This is a genomic window from Candidatus Cloacimonas sp., from assembly GCA_035403355.1.
Lineage (GTDB): Bacteria > Cloacimonadota > Cloacimonadia > Cloacimonadales > Cloacimonadaceae > Cloacimonas.
The window spans coordinates 11,248-29,834 of the sequence record DAONFA010000012.1 but is presented as its reverse complement, the minus strand read 5'-3'; the positions used below and the strand labels follow the sequence as shown (position 1 = coordinate 29,834).

Sequence of the window (18,587 nt, the reverse complement as noted above, 5' to 3'; positions counted from 1 at the left end):
TTCTTCGTTTTGTCTCTCACAGATTACACGGATAACACAGATATTATTTTAGTAACAAGGATTTCAGGATTTCAGGATTTAGAGGATTTAGAAGATTTAGAAAATTTAGAAAATTTAGAAAATTTAGAAAATTTAGAAAATTTAGAAAATTTAATAGGTATGGAATAGCTTGTGTAGTCGGAGGATGCTGTTCTTGGTACCGGCGGACACCGTTCCGCCGTTTTTATTCGGCGCTACAGCGAGCGCCGGTACACTGCTTCCCAGCTGGAGGGTTGTCTGTATATGAACAGTGTATTGAAGAGTTCTCAAACTTAGTTTTAGTGTGTATAAACAGACATATTAGCGGCATTTGAGTGTGCAGTAGGGAAGTAAAAGAGTGCATTATTTAAATACTAAATATGATAAATCCTACACAAAGGCAACCGCAGGCAGAGAGGGTTTGTGAATAAATTCGGAAACAGGAATGAAATAGTCCTGCACAAAGGCGACCGCAGGCAGAGAGGGTTTGGGAATAAATTCACAAACATCAGTGAATTTATAACCTACATAATAGCAATGAATTATGCTAATTACTGAGATAAATTCACAAACAGCAGTTAATTTATAAAACACACAGTAACAATAGTTTGCATATATAAAATCAGATAGATTCACAATATGAGGATATATAGATAGATATAGTATAATATACATATATACCTAAAAGTGTGAATTTATCCTTAATCACTTTATAAGTTATTAAATAACAATAAAATACACAATATTTACAAATGTGAACTATGCTGTGAATTTATGTAATAGTAATCCCACTAAATGCAAAAAAAAAGCCAAATTTAACTATCCGAACAAACGCATAGGCAAATTTATTTTAGGCAAAACCCCGAAGGTATCTAAATAAGTTTTTTTTACAGCTGAAATTGATTTCAATAAATTAGACGATATATCAGTATATTATATATTACTATGACTAAAACTGAGAGAAAAAAAATGCCCTTCTCAAAAAAGGAAGGGCTATTTTTATCTTAGTATATTATCAGTAAGATTTATTATAAAGGTCATAATAATCCAATGCACAGGGGTTCAGATGATATATTTTTTTCGATTTTCCCCCTTTAAGTTTTACTTCTTTTATTGTAATATTTTTTTGCTGATTTAATGTGCTAATTGCTTTGGAGAAAACATTGCCTTTAAGATGTGTCCTTCTCAACAACTCAGAGTGCGATGCTGTGTAATCTTTGAACAGTAATAGTTTTTCCACAGTTTTTAATTCGTTTTCAAGGTTTCCAGATTCAATGATATTGATGAATTTTATTGTATTGTTCACGAAGTAATCACATAATGCTAATGCTTTGCATACCATATCCTGGCTAATTTGTAAAGAAAAGAAAAATTCTTTACATTCGTTTTTCTCAATGGCATTTGCTAATTTATCTATGTTTTCCATCATAATATAGATTATACATAATTTCAATAAAATCTGAGCATATATTCTTATTACAAAAGACCAAGCATCAGTTCCATATTCATTTGTAATCTCTTGTTGTTTGCTTTTTACATAATCATTAATAAATTCCCGTGCTTCATCACTGAATTTTATTTCAAATGACCCTGGTATTTTTCTAAATAATTCAAAGATTTTATTATAATCATAAGGTTCATCTTTATCAGAAGAAATATTATTATTCGTTATAATATCGCTTTCATCGGAAGGTGGAATAACAACATAAATGAACCTTTGTAAAAAACCTGATTTCTGGTCGAAAGCTGTTTTAAAGCTTTTTTGTATATATCCTGGAGTTGAACAGCCCGATAATGACAAAGTACAATTTTTAGCATCAATGCTATGTTTCATAGAATAATATGAGTATTTATTACTATCATAAACATCAGTCAGGGTTTGTATCATTCCTTTATTGTTTTTAGAATTAGCGGTTTCTATAAATTCCCCAAATTCATTAAATACTAATAGTCGGGCAGGATTTTCTTTTAACATAGAACCAAGTTTAACAGGTGTAACTTTACCTATAGTAGGACATAACCTCTCATAATCTGTTTCGCTTAATTTACTAATATATGGTTCAAGATAAGATAAAGCCATATTCATAGCAGTACTCTTCATTGATTGTCCTGAAGGTCCTATTAAAAGAACCCATAAATTAGGATAGATTTTATTATTATTATTAGTAATATACACCTTATTGCCAAGAGATACAGAGATAACAGGTAAAAAAGAAGCTAACAAAGCCAGAGGATAAGCATTGCATCTTTTTGTAGCATTATCTAAGTATTGTTTCAAAAAATCAGGCAGCATTTCTACATTTAGATTGTCTATCTGTTCTATTTTGCCTGTATCAGGTGGGGTGGTTAGGGTTGGGACATTGATTGGTTCTTGGATTTCAGTTTGAGTTGATAACATTTTTTACTCCTGTAATTATTTTGTTATTTTTTATGTATTTAGTTGATAGATAAATAAAGGTTCCGAATTCGACTGAATTATATGCGGGAAAAGTATTCCATTTTTGGGTAAGTTCAGGAATAGTATCCTGATAGGCATAATTATCAGCAAATAACAGCCAAAGGGTTAAGCCACTGTTTCCAAATTTATTTTTCAGGGCAAAACCCATTCTAATCCAATCTTTATAATCAATATTAGTGCCGTATAGTTGTCTGATTAAACATTCGGCTCTTTCGTAATCATCTTGTTGATTAAGATGATAATCATTTTCAGCAATAGGATAAGTTATTTCTTTCATAGCGGGTGCCAAAGGGGATGGATTAGAATTATATCCAAATATAGCATCCATAAGCGGAATAAGCTTATTTATGTCATAATCCAAATCTCTTCTGTTAACAGGTATATTTATCCATTGATAATTTCCACCTCCTTCTACAATGGAAGGCGGGGCAAAAATGAGTCCTCCTTCAGCTCGGATATCAATACCTATTTTCCTGTTTGTAGTGGTGAGGGTTTTACGCTGATAACGCTTTTTCCAGAATTCATCATTTGACCAATTGAGATAGATATGCAAACCTCCCGAAGGAGTAAGAGCATAGCAATAATTGGCTATCTCCAGCCCATATTCAGTCAGCGCAGCGGAAAGGGAAGTCCCGGTTATATCAATGTCAATGACCATCAGTTGCGACTCTTCACCGGTGATGATGGCAAGCGCGTTATGGCGTGGTTTAATTGATGCGGAAGCTAACGCTTGTTTCTTCCAACGCGGCATATTCATAACTACTTTTTTGCCGTTTACCAATTTCAAAGTAAGCGGAACCATTTTAAATCCCAACTTATCATAATAGAGCCAAGCATTAGGTAAATTCACGGAAACAACTGCCTGGCTGTGTTCCGAATTGTTTACACCTATTGGCTTATCGCCGGTGTGCGAATGAGCTGTTGCTTTTACTTTGTTCATATAATTTTCCATCCTTAAATATCTCCTGGTCACTAAAATTTGCCATATTGTCCATTTCCATTCTAAACTCCTTTTGAGAAAAACAGGGTTTTCTCTTGTTAGCGATAACTTTTTAATTTTGTTACCTCCTATACTAATATTACCTGGAATATATATATTCATTTATATTCCAATCTCTGGCTCTTTGAATTCACTCTATTCATATATTCTCAACCTTAAAAATAGTTGCCATAGTTATGTCAAGTATTATTTTCATTTTTTTTAATTTTTTATTTGATTTATACTTAGAATTTAATATCACTCTTACTCATACCCATAATATCTATTCTATCTTATTAAACTTAAAGGAGTTATGAATTATGACTGCTTTAAGCTTCAACAGGTTTATTATTCCAACACATTGTTAAACCCCGGCGTAAACAGCGTTTTACAATTGCCACTGCTTCGCTGTAGCCATCTTTTTCGGCTTGTTTCAGCAGGGTGTCTATATCTTTACGCAAACGGTCGTAGGCACGAGAATCTTCATCGTTAAAGCACTTTATTTTACCTGTAGGGAGAGTGGTTTCCTTACGGTAACGGATAAGGGCTTGAATTTCTTCGTCATATTCGTTCGTGGCATTAAATGCCTTCAGTTCTAAAAGATGGTTCAGACGCTTATCTATGGTTCTTAAGGTCTTAGTATCGGTCATCTGAATAGGAGCAAAGTGATAGCGATTATGGAATATAAACTCGGGAGGGATTTGCAGATTAACTGCTAATTCCATATCGGAAGCCGGAAGCGGAGTATCGGGATAGGCATACAGCAGGTCTATCACCTTGCTACCCTTATAGTTAGGGTAGTTGTTCAGGAGTGTTTTAACGGGTTCGTTACTGTTCATCGTAGTTTACCTCTTCTAAGTAATTAATATAATGATATACATATATGATAGCAGATGTTTTGTCAAGTATAATCTTATATATTAATGCATAATTTCAAAATAAATAGTAGGGTTGTAACATAAGGTAATAAGAGATTGGTTTTACTTAACAAAAAAAAGTGGATGCTTTAATGAGGAAGGAATCTGCGAAATCTGGGAAATCAGGGAGAAAAAAAATTTAGAGAAAGGTGGCTAAATTTCCGGCGTATATATATGAGGACATAATTATGATTGTAGAATCCAAATTTGAATTACTCTTCTGCGGTAGCTCTGAGGGAATGGTTTATTATTACAACAAACGCTTAGGCAAGATGATAGCTCGGAAATGGGTGAAACCTAAAACAACGGCAGCGAACCGGCGTTTAGGAACAATTTCCCGTAATTTGAAGAAGTTGAATCCATCGGATGGATTTATCAAAGACCTGCGAGTTTATATCGCACTATATGACTATTCCCCTGGCGAAAAGCATTATATGAGCTGGCAAAATGTTTATCTAACTCTGATGTATAAATTGGCAAAGCACAATCCGGCAGTTGATTTATTAACCCTTAGCAGAGAACAAATTACTTCCGACAACCTACCCTGCAAATGCGTTAAAGACGCTATTGAAGCAGGATTATTGCGCGAGGTTGACGGATACGAAAAGTTGACGCAGGAAATTTAAACCCCAATAAATATAAGGAGGGCTTTCTATTATGAAAGTCAAATTCAAGTACGGCATTGGAACCTATAGTGGAACTCTGGATGAGTTAACCTTTGGTTCATACTTCAAAAACCGCGTGTGTATTGCACGCAAGTATGTAGTTCCTCGGCTTACCGACCAAAACAGTTTAACTGGCAGTAAGATGAAGAATCTGGCTGTTATTTACGGAAATGTTTCGGCAAATTACAAAATTGAACTGAAACAATATGCATCTTTGCATTCCGTCTTAACACCCAAAGGTAAACTTCCAGCTACAAGCTATGCGCTGTGGGTAAAAATGATGTTCCAGTTCGCTAAAGCAGACCCGGAACACATTGACCTTACAAGCTTAACCTACACCGATTTGCAAACCGTTGGCGATGACATTATATCCATCGCTGCCGCTGTAACTAACGGATTTATGGAAAATGTGCCTGGTGTAGAAACGCTAACAGCGAATATGTAAAACAAGAGCGGGAATTCGTTCCCGCTTTTTTTTACTTGCAAAATTGAGAAGAGGAAACCAAGCAAGAGGTTTTTTAGTTACGAATTAAAGTAACGATATTCACAAGGGAATTTCCCCGGCAATCAAATTTCAGCTTTGTAAAGGAAGCCCAAACCAAGGATAGTAAAGAAAAGATTGGGAAACCAGGCAGCCCAGAAAGGATTGATTATGCTGTTGTAACCTAAGCTTTGGCAAACCCTTACCACAATTAAATAGGTAAAACAGACAACCAAACCGAGCATTATTATCCAGCCACGTCCTTTAGAGCGAATATTGGATGTAGCAATGGGAATGAAGAAAAAGATAACTATCAGATTGGTAAGCGGAAAGGATATTTTCATATTTAAATCCACGATTTCGCGGGCAGGATTATCTCCCAGTTTTTTCATTCTACCGATATATTCCCGTAGTTGCCAGAAATTGAGAGAAAGGGTTTTTTGGGAAATTCGGATAAAATCCTGGGGTTGAACATCCAGAATAACTAAATCGGTTTGAGGATAATGAACCATAAATACCTGTTTACCATTAGCAAATCGTCTAATATCACAATCTCTCAAAATCCAGCGGGAGCCATTCCAATCCGCTGAGGCAGCAGTTATATGTTCAGTTATTTGTTTAGTTTTAAAATCAATACGAGTGAGGTCAATAATTTTCAGGTTGTTTTTATAGCCGTCAAAGAAACCGAAATAGTAAAAATCGTTAGCTTTACCCTGATAATGGATTCTGGCTTTCAGCATTTGGTCATCTGCCTGCTGCCCTTTAATTTGGACATTATAAACATAATTTTTAGTGGTTTCAGCCCAGGGAACTACATATTCTCCAAATAAAGCTATGCCGATGCTGATTATCAGACCAATTCCAAAAAGGGGAAGCATAGCTCTTTTGATGCTAATTCCAGCTGCGCGGATAGCTATACTTTCGTTATGTTTGGATAGAGCGCCCATCATAAAAAATCCGGTTAAAAGAACCGTAACCGGAGAAGTTAAGACAAGCAAATAAGGTAACCTCATCAAATAGTATATAGTTGCCTGTTGAGCAGTAGCCCCGTTACGAATTAACCGAGGCAAATTGTCAATTACATCAATCACGATAAAAATTGCCACAAAAGACAAGAAGATTATCAGATAAGTGCGCAGAAATTCACGAGTGATGTATTTATCCAGGATTTTCATCTTAGTGCACAATCTCATCGGGAACAGGAGCTTTTCTATTCCGGTAATGTTTAATTTTCCAAAGCAGAGTAGGCATATCCCAAAGTCGTTTTTCTTTAATAGAGCCGATAATAAGCAAAATAGCCAAAATTAAAAATATGATATTGGCTAACCACATAGACAGAAAGGGAGGCATAAGTCCCTTATCGGCAAATTGTTCACCGGCATTTAAGGCAATATAATACACCAGAAAAATTACCGAGGAAACCGAAAAAGACATCCCTATTCCACTTGTTCTTGTCATCAAACCCAAAGGAATTCCAATCAGGATAAAGATTATGATGGCAAAGGAGAGCGAGAACTTTTTATGGTATTCCACTAAGAGAGAATTTATCAGTTCTTTCAGTTCCGCAGTTCGGTCACTTGCCATTTTTTGCATTGCCTGTAAACGACGCAATTCCATATTTCGGATAAAACCTGGAGAGCTTTTTTGCATCAAATCAATGCGCTTATCCAGTTCTTCAATTTCCTTATATTTGGCTGCCAGTTCTTTTTTATTATCAGCTAAAGCAGTTATCAGCTGTTTATAAGTCATTTCCCGGTCACTTCTATAACCGGTTTCAAACATTTCTACATTGCTACCCAAGTTGCGGACATTAATTATATACCGACTGAAGGTAGTTTTCTGATATTTACCAACTTCTTTTTCGTTGCGTTCATGCATTTCTCCTTCATTCAAAATTATTTGCAGAGAATTGCCATTATCTTTTTGAACCACATTTCCACTTTTAGCAAATATAGTTCGCGGGAAATGTGACTGGCTGCGATCATAGATTAATACATCTGTTAACAAACTATCAGTTGTTTCTCTGGCGTAGATTGTATAATCCATAAAGTTAGTAAATTCCTTTTCTTTGATAATTGTCATCGGTTTATAGTAAGCAATTTTCAGCATCAGGTTTTTTAATTTATGATTGGTATCAGGCAAGAACCAATGGTTGAAATACACCATCAATCCGGTTAACAGCACAGCAGCGATTACCAAAGGTCCGATTAAAGAATAAACATTTATCCCGCTGGATTTAATAGCTACAATTTCTCTATCCACGCTCATTCTGCCAAAAGCAAGAATTGTAGCTACCAGCACAGCCATTGGAATGGAAAGCGCCAACATATAGGGCAGGGAAAGACCAAAGACCTCTAAAACCGTTTGCCAGGGCAGCTTCTTTTCAATTATCAGATTCAGTAAATCTATAATTCTATCGCTCAGCAGGACAAAGGTAACTACCATCAGAGCAATTAAAAAAGGTGCTATATGCTCTTTCAGGAGGTAGCGTTTTAAGATTTTCATTGCAGCATTTCCAAAAGTTCCGCTTCACTGATGATTTTAACTATGCCCAGTTGGCGTGCTTTATCCAGTTTGGAGCCGGGGTTTTCACCTACTATCAGGTAATTCAGCTGTTTGCTAACTCCACTGAGGATTTTTCCCCCATGTTCCATAATCAAGGTCTCCATATCTTTTCTTCCGTAGGAAGGTAAAGTTCCCGTTATTAAAAAGGTCTTTCCGCTTAAATTATCAGAACTTTGTGTGCTGGAATAGGCAAATTGCAAGCCAACTTCTTTCAAAGCATCAATCAATTGCAAATTGCTTTTTTGGGAAAAGAAACCGATAATAGACAGGGCAATTATGGAACCAATATCAGGAACGCTTAAGAGTTCTTCTTCATTTGCAGCAATAAGAGCATCAATATTTTTAAAGTGTTGAGCCAGAGTGCGAGCTGTAATTAAACCAATATGTCTGATGCCAAGAGCAAAAAGGACTCTGTCAAAGTTCCTGGTTTTAGATGCCTCAATCGCTTTTTGCAGGTTTTCAGCAGATTTTTTCCCCATTCTTTCCATCGCAGCAATTTTATGATAATCAAGATGATAAATATCAGGTATCCATTGAATTTGACCGGTTTCTATCAAACGCGCTATTAAAGAACTGCCCAATCCATAAATATCCATTGCTTCACGCGCGGCAAAATGTTCCAGTTTGCGTTGTATCTGAGCCGGGCAATTAGCATTGGGACAGTAGTTTATACTGCCATCTTCATCGCGTTGTAAAAGTGAATTACAAACAGGACAGGTAGCAGGAAATTCAACCGGTTTGGAATTTACGGGACGCTTACTGACATTAACGGCAAGGATTTTAGGAATAATTTCTCCGCTTTTAACCACTAAAACCGTATCGCCATAATGTAAATCCAGCCGTTTTATTTCATCCGCATTATGTAAAGTAGCATGAGATACAGTGCTGCCGGAAATTAAAACCGGTTTCAGATTTGCCACAGGAGTAACTGCACCGGTTCTGCCAACCTGAAAACTAACCGATTCCAAAACGGTTTCTTTTTCTTCCGGTTTAAATTTATAAGCGATTGCCCATTTGGGACTTTTAGCTGTCCAACCCAGTTTTTTCTGGTCTTCCAAATTATTTACCTTAATTACAATGCCATCAATATCATAAGGAATAGTATAGCGTTCCTGTTCTGTCTGCAGACAAAAATCCTCTACTTCTTTATAATTCTTGCATAAAGTTCTTTTACCGGTAGGAAAACCAAGCTCATCCAAAAAGTCCAATAACCGGGTCTGTTTATCAATAACTTCGTTTTTATACAGCAAGGGAGATTCGTAATAGCCCAAAGCGTAAAACAATGCCTTCAAATGACGGGATTTCACTTCTTCTATGTTTTTCAGCTTAATGGAACCGGCAGCAGCATTACGCGGATTGGCAAAGGTCTTCAGTTCATTTTCCCGGCGGAATTCATTCAGGGCTAAGAAAGCCAGCACCGGCATATATATTTCCCCTCTAATTTCAATAGCTCCCTGATAATCAATGGTAAAAGGAATATCGGGAAGCAAACGAAAATTTTCCGTTACATCTTCACCTTCCAAGCCATCGCCCCGGGTTGTGGCATAAACAAAATTTCCGTTTTCGTAATATAGATTGATGCTGAATCCATCAATTTTCAATTCTGCACAGTATTCGCTGGCATAACCCAAATCGTTATTTGTCCGATTGATAAAAGCCAAAACCTCTTCCAGAGAATAAGCATTTTCCAAACTTGCCATACGGACTTTATGAGGAATGGTTTTAGCGCCGGGAGTTAAATCGCTGCCAACTTTCTGAGTAGGGGATTCTTCCGTTTCAGTTTCCGCAAATTGTGCTTCCAATGCCTGTAATTCCTTCACCAGCATATCATATTCAAAATCACTGATTTCAGGTTTGGCAAGAGCATAATAGAGCTGATTATGATGTTCAATTTCAGCTCTTAAGCGGTCAATTTTGGCTTTTAATTCACTGTTATTCATAAGTTATATAACTCCGGTCTTCTATCTTTAAAGGCATCATTGCGTTCAGTTACGGTTTTGTTGTTTGCTTCTTCAGAATTTATTTCCGCGGTTATGGTTCCTTCTTGGCTAACTGATAGAGAGGAAAGAACTTCACCCTTAGTATTTAATATTTGGCTTTGTCCTGTGAAGCTAACTTTTTCTCCCGCATTTAATTCCGTGCCTATACGATTGGCAGTAACAGCAAATACCCGATTTTCCAAACAGCGGATTTTCATTGCCTGTTGACACCAGGGCAGAACTAAATTAGCCGGATGGCAAATTATTTGAGCTCCTGCAAGAGCAAGAGTTCTGGCTGCCTCAGGAAACTGCCAGTCAAAGCAAATCATCATTCCGATTTTTATGTTATCTAAAATACTAAAGACCTGGAAACCCGTATCTCCAGGACTGAAAAAGAGCTTTTCCCGGTTAAAAAGATGGGTTTTACGATAGTTATAAAATCTGCCGTCAGGCATAATTAACATACAGGAATTAAATAGCTTATTGCCATCAAGTTCAGGATATCCATAAACTATATTACAGTTATTACGATTGGCTATTTCACTTAGGGTAAAATATGTCTCCCCTTTTCCTGCCTCTTCAGCAACGGAGAAGGCCTCTTCTGGAGTAGCAAAAACATAGCCGCTATTACATAATTCGGGTAACACAATCAGGTCGGTTTTCAGTTTATCAAGCAACTGCTTTATTTTTCGTAGATTATAGTCCTTATCCAGAAAACGGGGGGCAAATTGCAAAGCCGAGATTTTCATTGCGTCTGTTTCTCCTTAGCTTTTAGCAGGGGCTTAATTGTTCGGTCTAAAACACCTTTCAGTAAGGAAATTGTCATTCCATAATTAGTTACGGGAACACCGCGTCTATAGCATTCCATAATTTTTCTGTTCATTTCCATCGGAGTAATCATACATCCGCCACAATGGATACAAACAGCGTATTCTTCCAGATTTTCAGGAAAATCGTGTCCCGCATAGACCTCAAAAGACAGGTTTTTTTCACTGAATTTTTGCATCCAGTTCGGTATTTTAACTCTGCCGATATCGTCTTTTTGAATATGATGTGAGCAGGCCTCAGCAATCAAAATTTTATCACCATCCTGAAGTGTTTTAAGGCGGTTTATGCCTTCCAGCAGGATATCCAATTCTCCTTTATAGCGGGCAAAAAGGATGGAAAAAGTGGTTAAGGGAATTTCTTCAGGCACAATTTTTGCCACCGTTTCTATTACCTGGGAATCGGTTATTACCAGAGAAGGGGGTTCTTTTACCTTATCCAATGCAGATTTCAGCTCTGTTTCCTGCACAACTGTAACGAGACAATTCCGGTCAAGCAAATCACGCAAGGTTTGAACCTGAGGTAATATCAGCCGTCCTTTAGGAGCAGAAGAATCAATTGGGGTTACCAAAATTACGCTATCTCCGGGTTTTACCAGGTCTCCGGCAATAATTCTGTTTTCTTTTAAATACTTGGGAGAGAGCTGAATAAGCTTTTCCTTACCTTCATTTATGCCCTCTTTGGTTACTGAAGAAACGCTAAGATATGGCAGGGAATTATTTTGGCAGAAGGCAATGTTTTCCGGATTTGCCGTTATTATATCTTTTTTGTTAAATACAACAAGGAGTGGCAGTTCCATTTCCCTAATCTTTGTAATCATTTTCAGTTCAGCGTTATTGAATGCATTGCCGTCCGAAACAAAAATAGCAATATCAGCACGATAGAGTATTTTTTCGGTTGCCTGAATCCTTTTTTTGCCCAATTCACCGCTATCATCCACACCGGCAGTGTCAAAAAAAGTTACAGGACCCAATGGTAAAAGCTCATAACGCTTATCAACAGGGTCTGTAGTTGTGCCTGGAACATCGGAAACAATAGCAATTTCCTGACCCACCAGGGCATTTATCAAACTGCTTTTACCGGCATTGCGTTTGCCGATTATGGCAATATTCAAGCGTTCACCGCGCGGGGTGCTACTCATTTATAACTCCGTTAAATAATCTTTCAAATCCTTAAATCAATAAATATAGTATTAGTCAAGTGCTTTCTTTGTTAGCCATAATCCATCGGAATTTCAGGAGACCTTGCCTGCTTGAATATTTAGTAACGGAGTAATGTTTCTTTAACGCTTCTTTAACGGCGCTAAGGAATCGTTAAAGAATCGTTAAAGGGTCGTTTAAGCTGTAACTAAGTGATAAGCAATTAGGAATTCTAAGGAGAAAGGAAAATCGCAATGTAACTTAGCAGTTATTAGTTATCAGGATGGGGTTTCTGTCTTTCCGGGGCAACCTGATTTTTTTTGTTAGCGTGAACTATATTGTAACGAAAGAAAGGGTGAGAAGTTGGGGAAGAGGATATTAGCTTTCTAATACTTATGCTTTTTCTTGGGCTTTTCTTTAGCTTGGCAGGATACGGAAAACACAGCAGGAGTGAACAATAAAAAAAGGCATTGACGCAAATCCTCTATATAAAAAAGATGACTCTCTGTAATAGAAAAATAGAAAAAAACATATAAAACGAACTGAGGAAGAAATGAAAGAATACGAAATGAAAAACATCCGCAATCTCTTGTTCATTGGTGCCAGTGGTTCAGGAAAAACAACTCTGGCAGAACAAATATTTTATTTAACGAAAGCATCAAATCGCTTAGGCAGAATTGAAGAGGGCAATACTACAATGGATTTTGACCCGGAGGAAATTGCCAAAGGGATGTCTTTGGGCTTATCTATTGGTTACACAAATTATTTAGAGCACAAGATAAATATTCTGGATGCCCCCGGGAGTCCTGATTTTATTGGCGATGCAATTGTAGCTTTACCAGCGGTTGAAAATGCAGTAGTTGTAGCCAATGCCGCAGGTGGTTATGAAGTAGGTTTGGAGCTTGCTTTAGAACAAATTGAAGACCGGAAAACGGGTATCGTTATAGTTGTAAACAGAATGGATAATGAACATTCCGATTACGATAAAACCCTGGAAGTAATTGCAGAAAATACCGATGTGAAACCGGTGAAGATTCATATTCCAATTGGTAAAGAAGGCGCTTTTGAAGGCGTTGTAGATGTAATTAAACGCAAAGCTATCAAAGCCGGTATGGAAACTGAAGTTCCTGCTTCTATGCTGGATAAAATGGAAGAAGCAAGAATGCAATTAATGGAAGCTGTTGCCGAAACCGATGAAGACCTGCTGAATGAATATCTGGAAAATATGGAATTGCCGGAAGAAAAACTTATAACCGGACTTAAGAAAGGAATCTTAAGGGGTGAGTTATCTCCTGCTTTTGTTTGTTCTGCTGGAACCGGAGAAGGTGTCTTAGCTTTATTAAAGGGCATTATAAACTATCTTCCTTCCCCTGCTGAAGCCAATACAATTGAGGTCTTAAGCAATAATGAAAAAACAAATTTTGTCTGCAACCCGGAAGGGGATCTTTTGGGCTATATTTTTAAGCTTTATGCAGACCCTGGAATGGGCGATTTTGCTTATGTAAGAATGTTTTCCGGGGCTTTGAAATCGGGTATGGAATTTTATATTCCCGAAAAAGACGCTAAAGATAAAGCCGGAACAATGTATTATATGCTGGGAAAAAATAGAAATGACTGCACGGAAATAGCTGCAGGCGATATCGGAGCGCTTTTGAAACTGAAAAATGCCAAGGTAATGAACAGTATAACTTCAACCAGTTCCAAACTATCTGTTGTTCCAATTGAATTGCCCACTCCCACTACCTGGCAAACATTAAAAGCAGTTAATCAATCCGACGAAGATAAAATAGGCACTGTTTTGCAAAGAGTGATTGCTGAAGACCCTACCATTCGTTATGAATTAAATGTTGAAACCCACGAAAATGTTCTATCAGGAATGGGAGAACAACAGTTGCAGCTGGTCTTGAAAAAACTGAAAAACCGTTATAAAGTGGATGCTCTCCTGAAAGAACCCCGGATTCCTTATAAAGAAACAATTACCGCTAATGCGGAATCTAACTATAAGCATAAAAAGCAATCCGGTGGTCGCGGTCAATATGCTGATGTATATTTTCGGATTAAACCTACTGAAAGAGGGGAAGGGTTTAAATTCATCAATTCCATCGTCGGAGGAGTGATACCTTCCAATTATGTTCCCGCCATTGAGAAAGGGCTTTGGGAAACGATGGAAAAAGGCATTATTGCCGGTTACCCTGTAGTTGATATTTCTGTGGAAGTTTACTATGGCAGCTATCACGAAGTGGATAGTTCCGAAATTGCCTTTAAAATTGCATCCTCAATGGCTTTGAAAGAAGGTTTCAAAAAAGCCAAGCCCATTCTGCTGGAACCCATTCATGAACTGATTATCATTGTTCCAAGTGAATATATGGGCGATGTTATGGGCGATATTTCTACTCGCAGAGGAAAAATTATGGGTATGGAACAGCGCGGGAAAAAACAATATTTAACAGCGCAAATGCCCTTAGCGGAAATGTATGCCTATTATCCTGCCTTGAAATCATTCACTCAGGGACGGGGTCGCTTTATCCAGAAATTCTCTCATTACGAAAAAGTGCCTGAGGATATTACTCAGAAAGTTATTGCTGCCTGGCAAGACCAGACCAACGAATAAATTTAAGCGGAAGGATGGTGTTCCCGCTATCCAAAGAAAACGCTGCTTTTCGTTATCGCTAAATATGCAGTAACGGGAAAAAGCGTAAGAAGTGGTAAACGAGAACATCAGTCCTCCGGTTTTTCCTTTTTTTCTTGACAGTATGGGACTGTTAAACATAAGGTTATTTAAAGTGTGATAAATGAAAAATAGAGGTTTATATGTCAGGACATAATAAATGGAGTTCCATAAAGCACAAAAAAGGTGCTGCCGACGCTAAAAGAGGGCAAATCTTCACGCGGCTGGTGAAAGAAATTATTTTAGCAGCCAAAGCCGGAGGCGGAGACCCGGATATGAATCCCCGGTTACGAACCGCAATTAACACAGCCAAAGAAAACAATATGCCCAAAGATAATATTGAACGTGCCATAAAAAGAGGTACCGGAGAAATTGAAGGTGCTGCTTATGAAGAAGTAATTTATGAGGGCTATGGGCATAACGGTGTGGGAATAGTTGTGGAAGTGATGTCCGATAATAAAAAACGAATTGTTTCTGAATTGCGGCATACTTTTACTAAATATGGGGGAAACCTTGCAGAATCGGGTGCGGTTGCCTGGAATTTTGAACAAAAAGGTTTTATGACTGTTCCCGCTGCAGGTTTGGAAGAAGATGAATTTATGATGGTAGCATTGGAAGCTGGAGCTGAAGATGTTGAGTTAGTTGATGACAATTTTGAGATATACACCTCTCCATCCGATTTTCACACGGTTATCGGCAATTTGGAAAAAGAGGGCTATCCCGTCCATAATGCCGAGCTTACCAGAATTCCCAAAAATACTGTCTCTGTGGATGATGATACTGCAGAAAAACTTATGCGTCTAATTGATTCCTTGGAAGACCTTGACGATGTGCAAAAGGTCTATGCCAATTTTGAGGTCTCAGACGAAGTGATGGAGAAACTTTCCCAAGCATAGATAAATAAGTGATTATTATTGGTTTTGATCCTGGTAGCCGCTATTGCGGATATGGTCTTCTTGAAATTGATGGTAGAAAAGTACTTGCTGCCGGTTGTGATGTCCTGGATGTTACCCGGGGAAAAACATTGGCAACGCGGCTAAAATCGCTTTATGAAAATATTATTGCCATCCTGAATGAGTATCAACCCGAAATAGCTGCCGTAGAAAGCATTTTCTTTCATCGGCAGGTGAGAAGTGTTTTTACTCTTGGTCACGCGCGGGGCGTAATATTGCTTGCTTTGGCAATGAAAGATATTCCAATTGTAGAATACAGTCCCCGGGAAATAAAAAAATCCGTTTGTGGAAACGGTAATGCCAATAAACAACAAGTGCGCTATATGATAAATCAGCTTTACCCTTTGAAAGAAAGTCCGAAAAGGGATGATGCTTTTGATGCTTTAGCAGTGGCAACCTGTCATTATAACAGAATGAAGTGGTTGAAATGATTCAATATCTATCCGGAACCCTTATCCATAAAACGCCTGTGATGGCAATTATAGAAACAATGGGCATTGGCTGGGAATTGAGAATTCCGATTAGTACTTATGAAGTATTACCCGTTGTGGGCAAACCTTGTAAATTGCTTACTTATTTACATATCAGTCAGGAGGATATACGCATTTTCGGTTTCGCCACGGAAGCGGAAAGAGAGCTTTTTTTAATGCTGAATAAGGTTAGCGGAATAGGTCCTAAAATTGCACTTTCCATTCTTTCCACGCTGAGCATTCACACCTTTATTAAAGCGGTCAATTCTGGCGAAGAAGCTTTACTGACAAGGGTTCCCGGCATCGGAAAAAAATCCGCACAGAGGTTGATTGTAGAGCTGAAAGATGATGTTCATACTTTACTTAGCCATTTAGACCAGAAAGATTTGCCTTTAGGAGATGTGAATAGTGAAGTGGAATCAGCGCTTCTTTCTCTTGGGTTTAATCATCAACAAATTCGCAAAGAATTGTCTTTATTGGATGAATCTATGCGTGGCTTGAATACTGAAGAGCTAATTAAAGAAATTATTAAACGCCTCTATCAGAAAAACAAATGAACTTTCGCTCCGAAGCTTATTCCACCATTCTAAAAGTGCTGAAAGATAAAGAATATTCAGATTCTTTACTGCATCAACGAGCCAGGAAACTTAAAAACGCGGGAGAAGACCCAGCCCTCTTTTACAACCTGGTGAAAGGGGTTATCAAATTATATCTGAAACTGGATTACATCCTGCAGCAATATGTAGATAAGAAGAAATTTGAAAGCACGGACATCAAAATTAAAACCTTGCTCTATATAGGACTGTATCAACTTATGTATCTAAATTCCATTCCGGAACATGCTGCAGTTAATGAAACGGTGGAACTGGCAAAAAATCTATTTAATGAGCAAGTGGCTGATTTTGTTAATGCCGTGCTGAGAAGTTATTTACGCAATCCGGAAGTGAATTATCCGCAAGACCCTGTTTTGCGTATTGCCTATGAGCATTCCTTTGCTCCTGAACTTATTCAGCAGTGGTTGAATTTATGGGGTGAGGAAAATACCGAATACCTGGCTATGTTTTTTAATGAGAATCCGGAACTGCATATCAGGGTAAATAACACGGCTACTACACCTGAGAAGCTGAAAGCATATTTTGCCAAACGAAATATTGTAATTACTCCTTCACCGGCAAGTCCTGTGATGTTTCATACTCCTCAAGCAGCTGAAGTTTTGGCTGATGTAGCTTTCTCCGAAGGTTATTTTTCGGTGCAGGATACTTCTGCGGCGCTGGTTGTAGAATTACTTGATCCCCAAAAAGAGGAAAGTATTTTAGATCTCTTTGCTGCTCCGGGAGGTAAATGCAGTTACATTGCCGAAAAATTGAATAATACCGGCGAAGTTATTGCCGTAGATAAAATTCCCAGTAAGATGAAACTGCTGAAACAGGCAACAGACCGTTTACAGCTTACTAATGTAAAAATGGTGATCACGGATGCCTTTAAATACGGTCCCGTGGCTCCTGCCTTTCAACGAGTTTTAGTTGATGCTCCCTGTTCCGGTTGGGGTGTTTTTGGTAGAAAATCAGACCTCCGCTGGCAGGCACATCAAAATATTCCCGAGCTGATAAAATTACAGGAAAAGGCGTTGGATTATGCAGCCAATTTTGTCGCTCCCTCCGGTTTTTTGGTTTATTCAACCTGCACGATGAACCCTAAAGAAAACGAAGAGCAGATTGCTGCTTTCTTAAAGAAGAATAAAAATTTCACGCTAATTCCGGCAGCGGATTTTATTCCTGAAAGATATACCAGCGACGGATTTCTAAAAACAATTCCCTTCAAGCATAATATGGATGGTGCCTTTGCAGCCAAATTACAACGCAGGAAATAAGAAAAATCGCGTTTTAGCCAAACAGCAAACCGGAACTAAAAGGATCGGTTATATAATTGGTATCGGAATTGGAACAATAATTGTAACAGCATTTATATTCAGCCAAGTGCTCTTTCCGCTTTTTTTAGGTCGCACTCCTAAAGTGGAAGTTCCTTCGGTAACGGGAATGCCTCTTATGCAAGCAAAAAAGATATTGCAGGAAGAGAAATTGCATGTAATAGTTCAAGATTCTCTGTTCAGCGATGTGGCAGCTGCAGAAGTTGTTTTGGAACAAAGTCCCTTGGCAGGTGAGAAATTGAGACAGGATGGAACTGTTTATCTTGTTATCAGTAAGGGCTCATCTACAGTAACCCTGCCTTCGCTGATTGGCAAGCCCTTTCAAGAAGCGTTTATTGTTTTAAGGAATTTGGATTTGCACTGTAGTGTGGTGGATTCCACCTATTCGGATATCTATCCGGTGAATACTGTTATTCGCAGTATTCCTTCTGCCGGAGAGAAAACCTTGAAGAAATCTACAGTTAAATTAATCTTAAGTAAAGGATCGGAACCTGTTCCAGATACTCTAAATTATAATTTACCAATATATTATTAAAGACATAG

General features: G+C 37.9%; 18 protein-coding genes. 9 read left to right on the top strand and 9 right to left on the bottom strand.

Annotated elements, in window-relative coordinates; translation table 11 throughout:
• Window positions 1-9 precede the first annotated feature (9 nt).
• Window positions 10-168: a hypothetical protein gene (locus PLE33_04570; GenBank protein ID HPS60516.1), complete on the top strand. Its 159-nt coding sequence runs from the start codon at window positions 10-12 to the stop codon at window positions 166-168.
• Between the two features lie 240 nt (window positions 169-408).
• On the opposite strand, the gene PLE33_04565 is transcribed toward PLE33_04570, so the two are convergent.
• The 4 genes from PLE33_04565 to PLE33_04550 all read right to left on the bottom strand — a co-directional run bounded on the left by PLE33_04565 (window position 409) and on the right by PLE33_04550 (window position 4,294).
• Entirely contained in the window at window positions 409-693 is a 285-nt protein-coding gene (locus PLE33_04565) for a hypothetical protein (protein HPS60515.1), read from the bottom strand.
• A 340-nt stretch (window positions 694-1,033) separates the two neighbouring features.
• The gene (locus PLE33_04560) at window positions 1,034-2,416 is read right to left on the bottom strand and encodes a DUF3987 domain-containing protein (protein HPS60514.1); all 1,383 of its coding nucleotides are present in this window, start codon (window positions 2,414-2,416) and stop codon (window positions 1,034-1,036) included.
• Window positions 2,397-3,416 carry a bifunctional DNA primase/polymerase gene (locus PLE33_04555; GenBank protein ID HPS60513.1) on the bottom strand — a complete coding sequence of 340 codons (1,020 nt, stop codon included), beginning with the start codon at window positions 3,414-3,416 and terminating at the stop codon, window positions 2,397-2,399. Before PLE33_04555 ends, PLE33_04560 begins: the two co-directional genes overlap by 20 nt.
• A gap of 368 nt (window positions 3,417-3,784) precedes the next feature.
• Window positions 3,785-4,294 (bottom strand): hypothetical protein, encoded by a 510-nt coding sequence (locus PLE33_04550; protein HPS60512.1) that lies wholly within the window; start codon window positions 4,292-4,294, stop codon window positions 3,785-3,787.
• Between the two features lie 266 nt (window positions 4,295-4,560).
• Here PLE33_04550 and PLE33_04545 point away from each other — a divergent pair, with 266 nt between their 5' ends.
• Window positions 4,561-4,998: a hypothetical protein gene (locus PLE33_04545; GenBank protein ID HPS60511.1), complete on the top strand. Its 438-nt coding sequence runs from the start codon at window positions 4,561-4,563 to the stop codon at window positions 4,996-4,998.
• Window positions 4,999-5,029: 31 nt separating this feature from the next.
• Window positions 5,030-5,482 (top strand): hypothetical protein, encoded by a 453-nt coding sequence (locus PLE33_04540; protein HPS60510.1) that lies wholly within the window; start codon window positions 5,030-5,032, stop codon window positions 5,480-5,482.
• 122 nt (window positions 5,483-5,604) lie between these two features.
• Here PLE33_04540 and PLE33_04535 read toward each other — a convergent pair whose 3' ends face one another.
• Genes PLE33_04535 through hydF form a run of 5 tightly spaced genes read right to left on the bottom strand, consistent with a single transcriptional unit; the run spans window position 5,605 to window position 12,028 of the window.
• The gene (locus PLE33_04535; protein HPS60509.1) at window positions 5,605-6,693 is read right to left on the bottom strand and encodes an LptF/LptG family permease; all 1,089 of its coding nucleotides are present in this window, start codon (window positions 6,691-6,693) and stop codon (window positions 5,605-5,607) included.
• A 1-nt stretch (window position 6,694) separates the two neighbouring features.
• Complete coding sequence (locus PLE33_04530; protein HPS60508.1) at window positions 6,695-8,023, bottom strand: LptF/LptG family permease; 1,329 nt, start codon at window positions 8,021-8,023, stop codon at window positions 6,695-6,697.
• A complete protein-coding gene (gene ligA, locus PLE33_04525) occupies window positions 8,020-10,023 on the bottom strand; it encodes an NAD-dependent DNA ligase LigA (GenBank protein HPS60507.1) in 2,004 nt (667 codons plus the stop codon). The genes PLE33_04530 and ligA overlap by 4 nt, the downstream gene beginning before the upstream one ends.
• A complete protein-coding gene (locus PLE33_04520) occupies window positions 10,020-10,811 on the bottom strand; it encodes a nitrilase-related carbon-nitrogen hydrolase (GenBank protein ID HPS60506.1) in 792 nt (263 codons plus the stop codon). The genes ligA and PLE33_04520 overlap by 4 nt, the downstream gene beginning before the upstream one ends.
• Window positions 10,808-12,028, bottom strand: coding sequence for a [FeFe] hydrogenase H-cluster maturation GTPase HydF (gene hydF, locus PLE33_04515; protein ID HPS60505.1), 1,221 nt, complete (start codon window positions 12,026-12,028; stop codon window positions 10,808-10,810). Before hydF ends, PLE33_04520 begins: the two co-directional genes overlap by 4 nt.
• A gap of 551 nt (window positions 12,029-12,579) precedes the next feature.
• Between hydF and fusA the strand changes: the two genes are divergently transcribed.
• The 6 genes from fusA to PLE33_04485 all read left to right on the top strand — a co-directional run bounded on the left by fusA (window position 12,580) and on the right by PLE33_04485 (window position 18,579).
• Window positions 12,580-14,637 carry an elongation factor G gene (gene fusA, locus PLE33_04510; GenBank protein HPS60504.1) on the top strand — a complete coding sequence of 686 codons (2,058 nt, stop codon included), beginning with the start codon at window positions 12,580-12,582 and terminating at the stop codon, window positions 14,635-14,637.
• Window positions 14,638-14,837: 200 nt separating this feature from the next.
• Window positions 14,838-15,590: a YebC/PmpR family DNA-binding transcriptional regulator gene (locus PLE33_04505; GenBank protein ID HPS60503.1), complete on the top strand. Its 753-nt coding sequence runs from the start codon at window positions 14,838-14,840 to the stop codon at window positions 15,588-15,590.
• A gap of 8 nt (window positions 15,591-15,598) precedes the next feature.
• Entirely contained in the window at window positions 15,599-16,078 is a 480-nt protein-coding gene (gene ruvC, locus PLE33_04500) for a crossover junction endodeoxyribonuclease RuvC (protein HPS60502.1), read from the top strand.
• A complete protein-coding gene (gene ruvA / locus PLE33_04495; GenBank protein HPS60501.1) occupies window positions 16,075-16,674 on the top strand; it encodes a Holliday junction branch migration protein RuvA in 600 nt (199 codons plus the stop codon). The genes ruvC and ruvA overlap by 4 nt, the downstream gene beginning before the upstream one ends.
• Complete coding sequence (gene rsmB, locus PLE33_04490; protein ID HPS60500.1) at window positions 16,671-17,987, top strand: 16S rRNA (cytosine(967)-C(5))-methyltransferase RsmB; 1,317 nt, start codon at window positions 16,671-16,673, stop codon at window positions 17,985-17,987. The genes ruvA and rsmB overlap by 4 nt, the downstream gene beginning before the upstream one ends.
• Window positions 17,950-18,579, top strand: a complete 630-nt coding sequence (locus PLE33_04485) for a PASTA domain-containing protein (GenBank protein ID HPS60499.1) — start codon at window positions 17,950-17,952, stop codon at window positions 18,577-18,579. Before rsmB ends, PLE33_04485 begins: the two co-directional genes overlap by 38 nt.
• Window positions 18,580-18,587 lie beyond the last annotated feature (8 nt).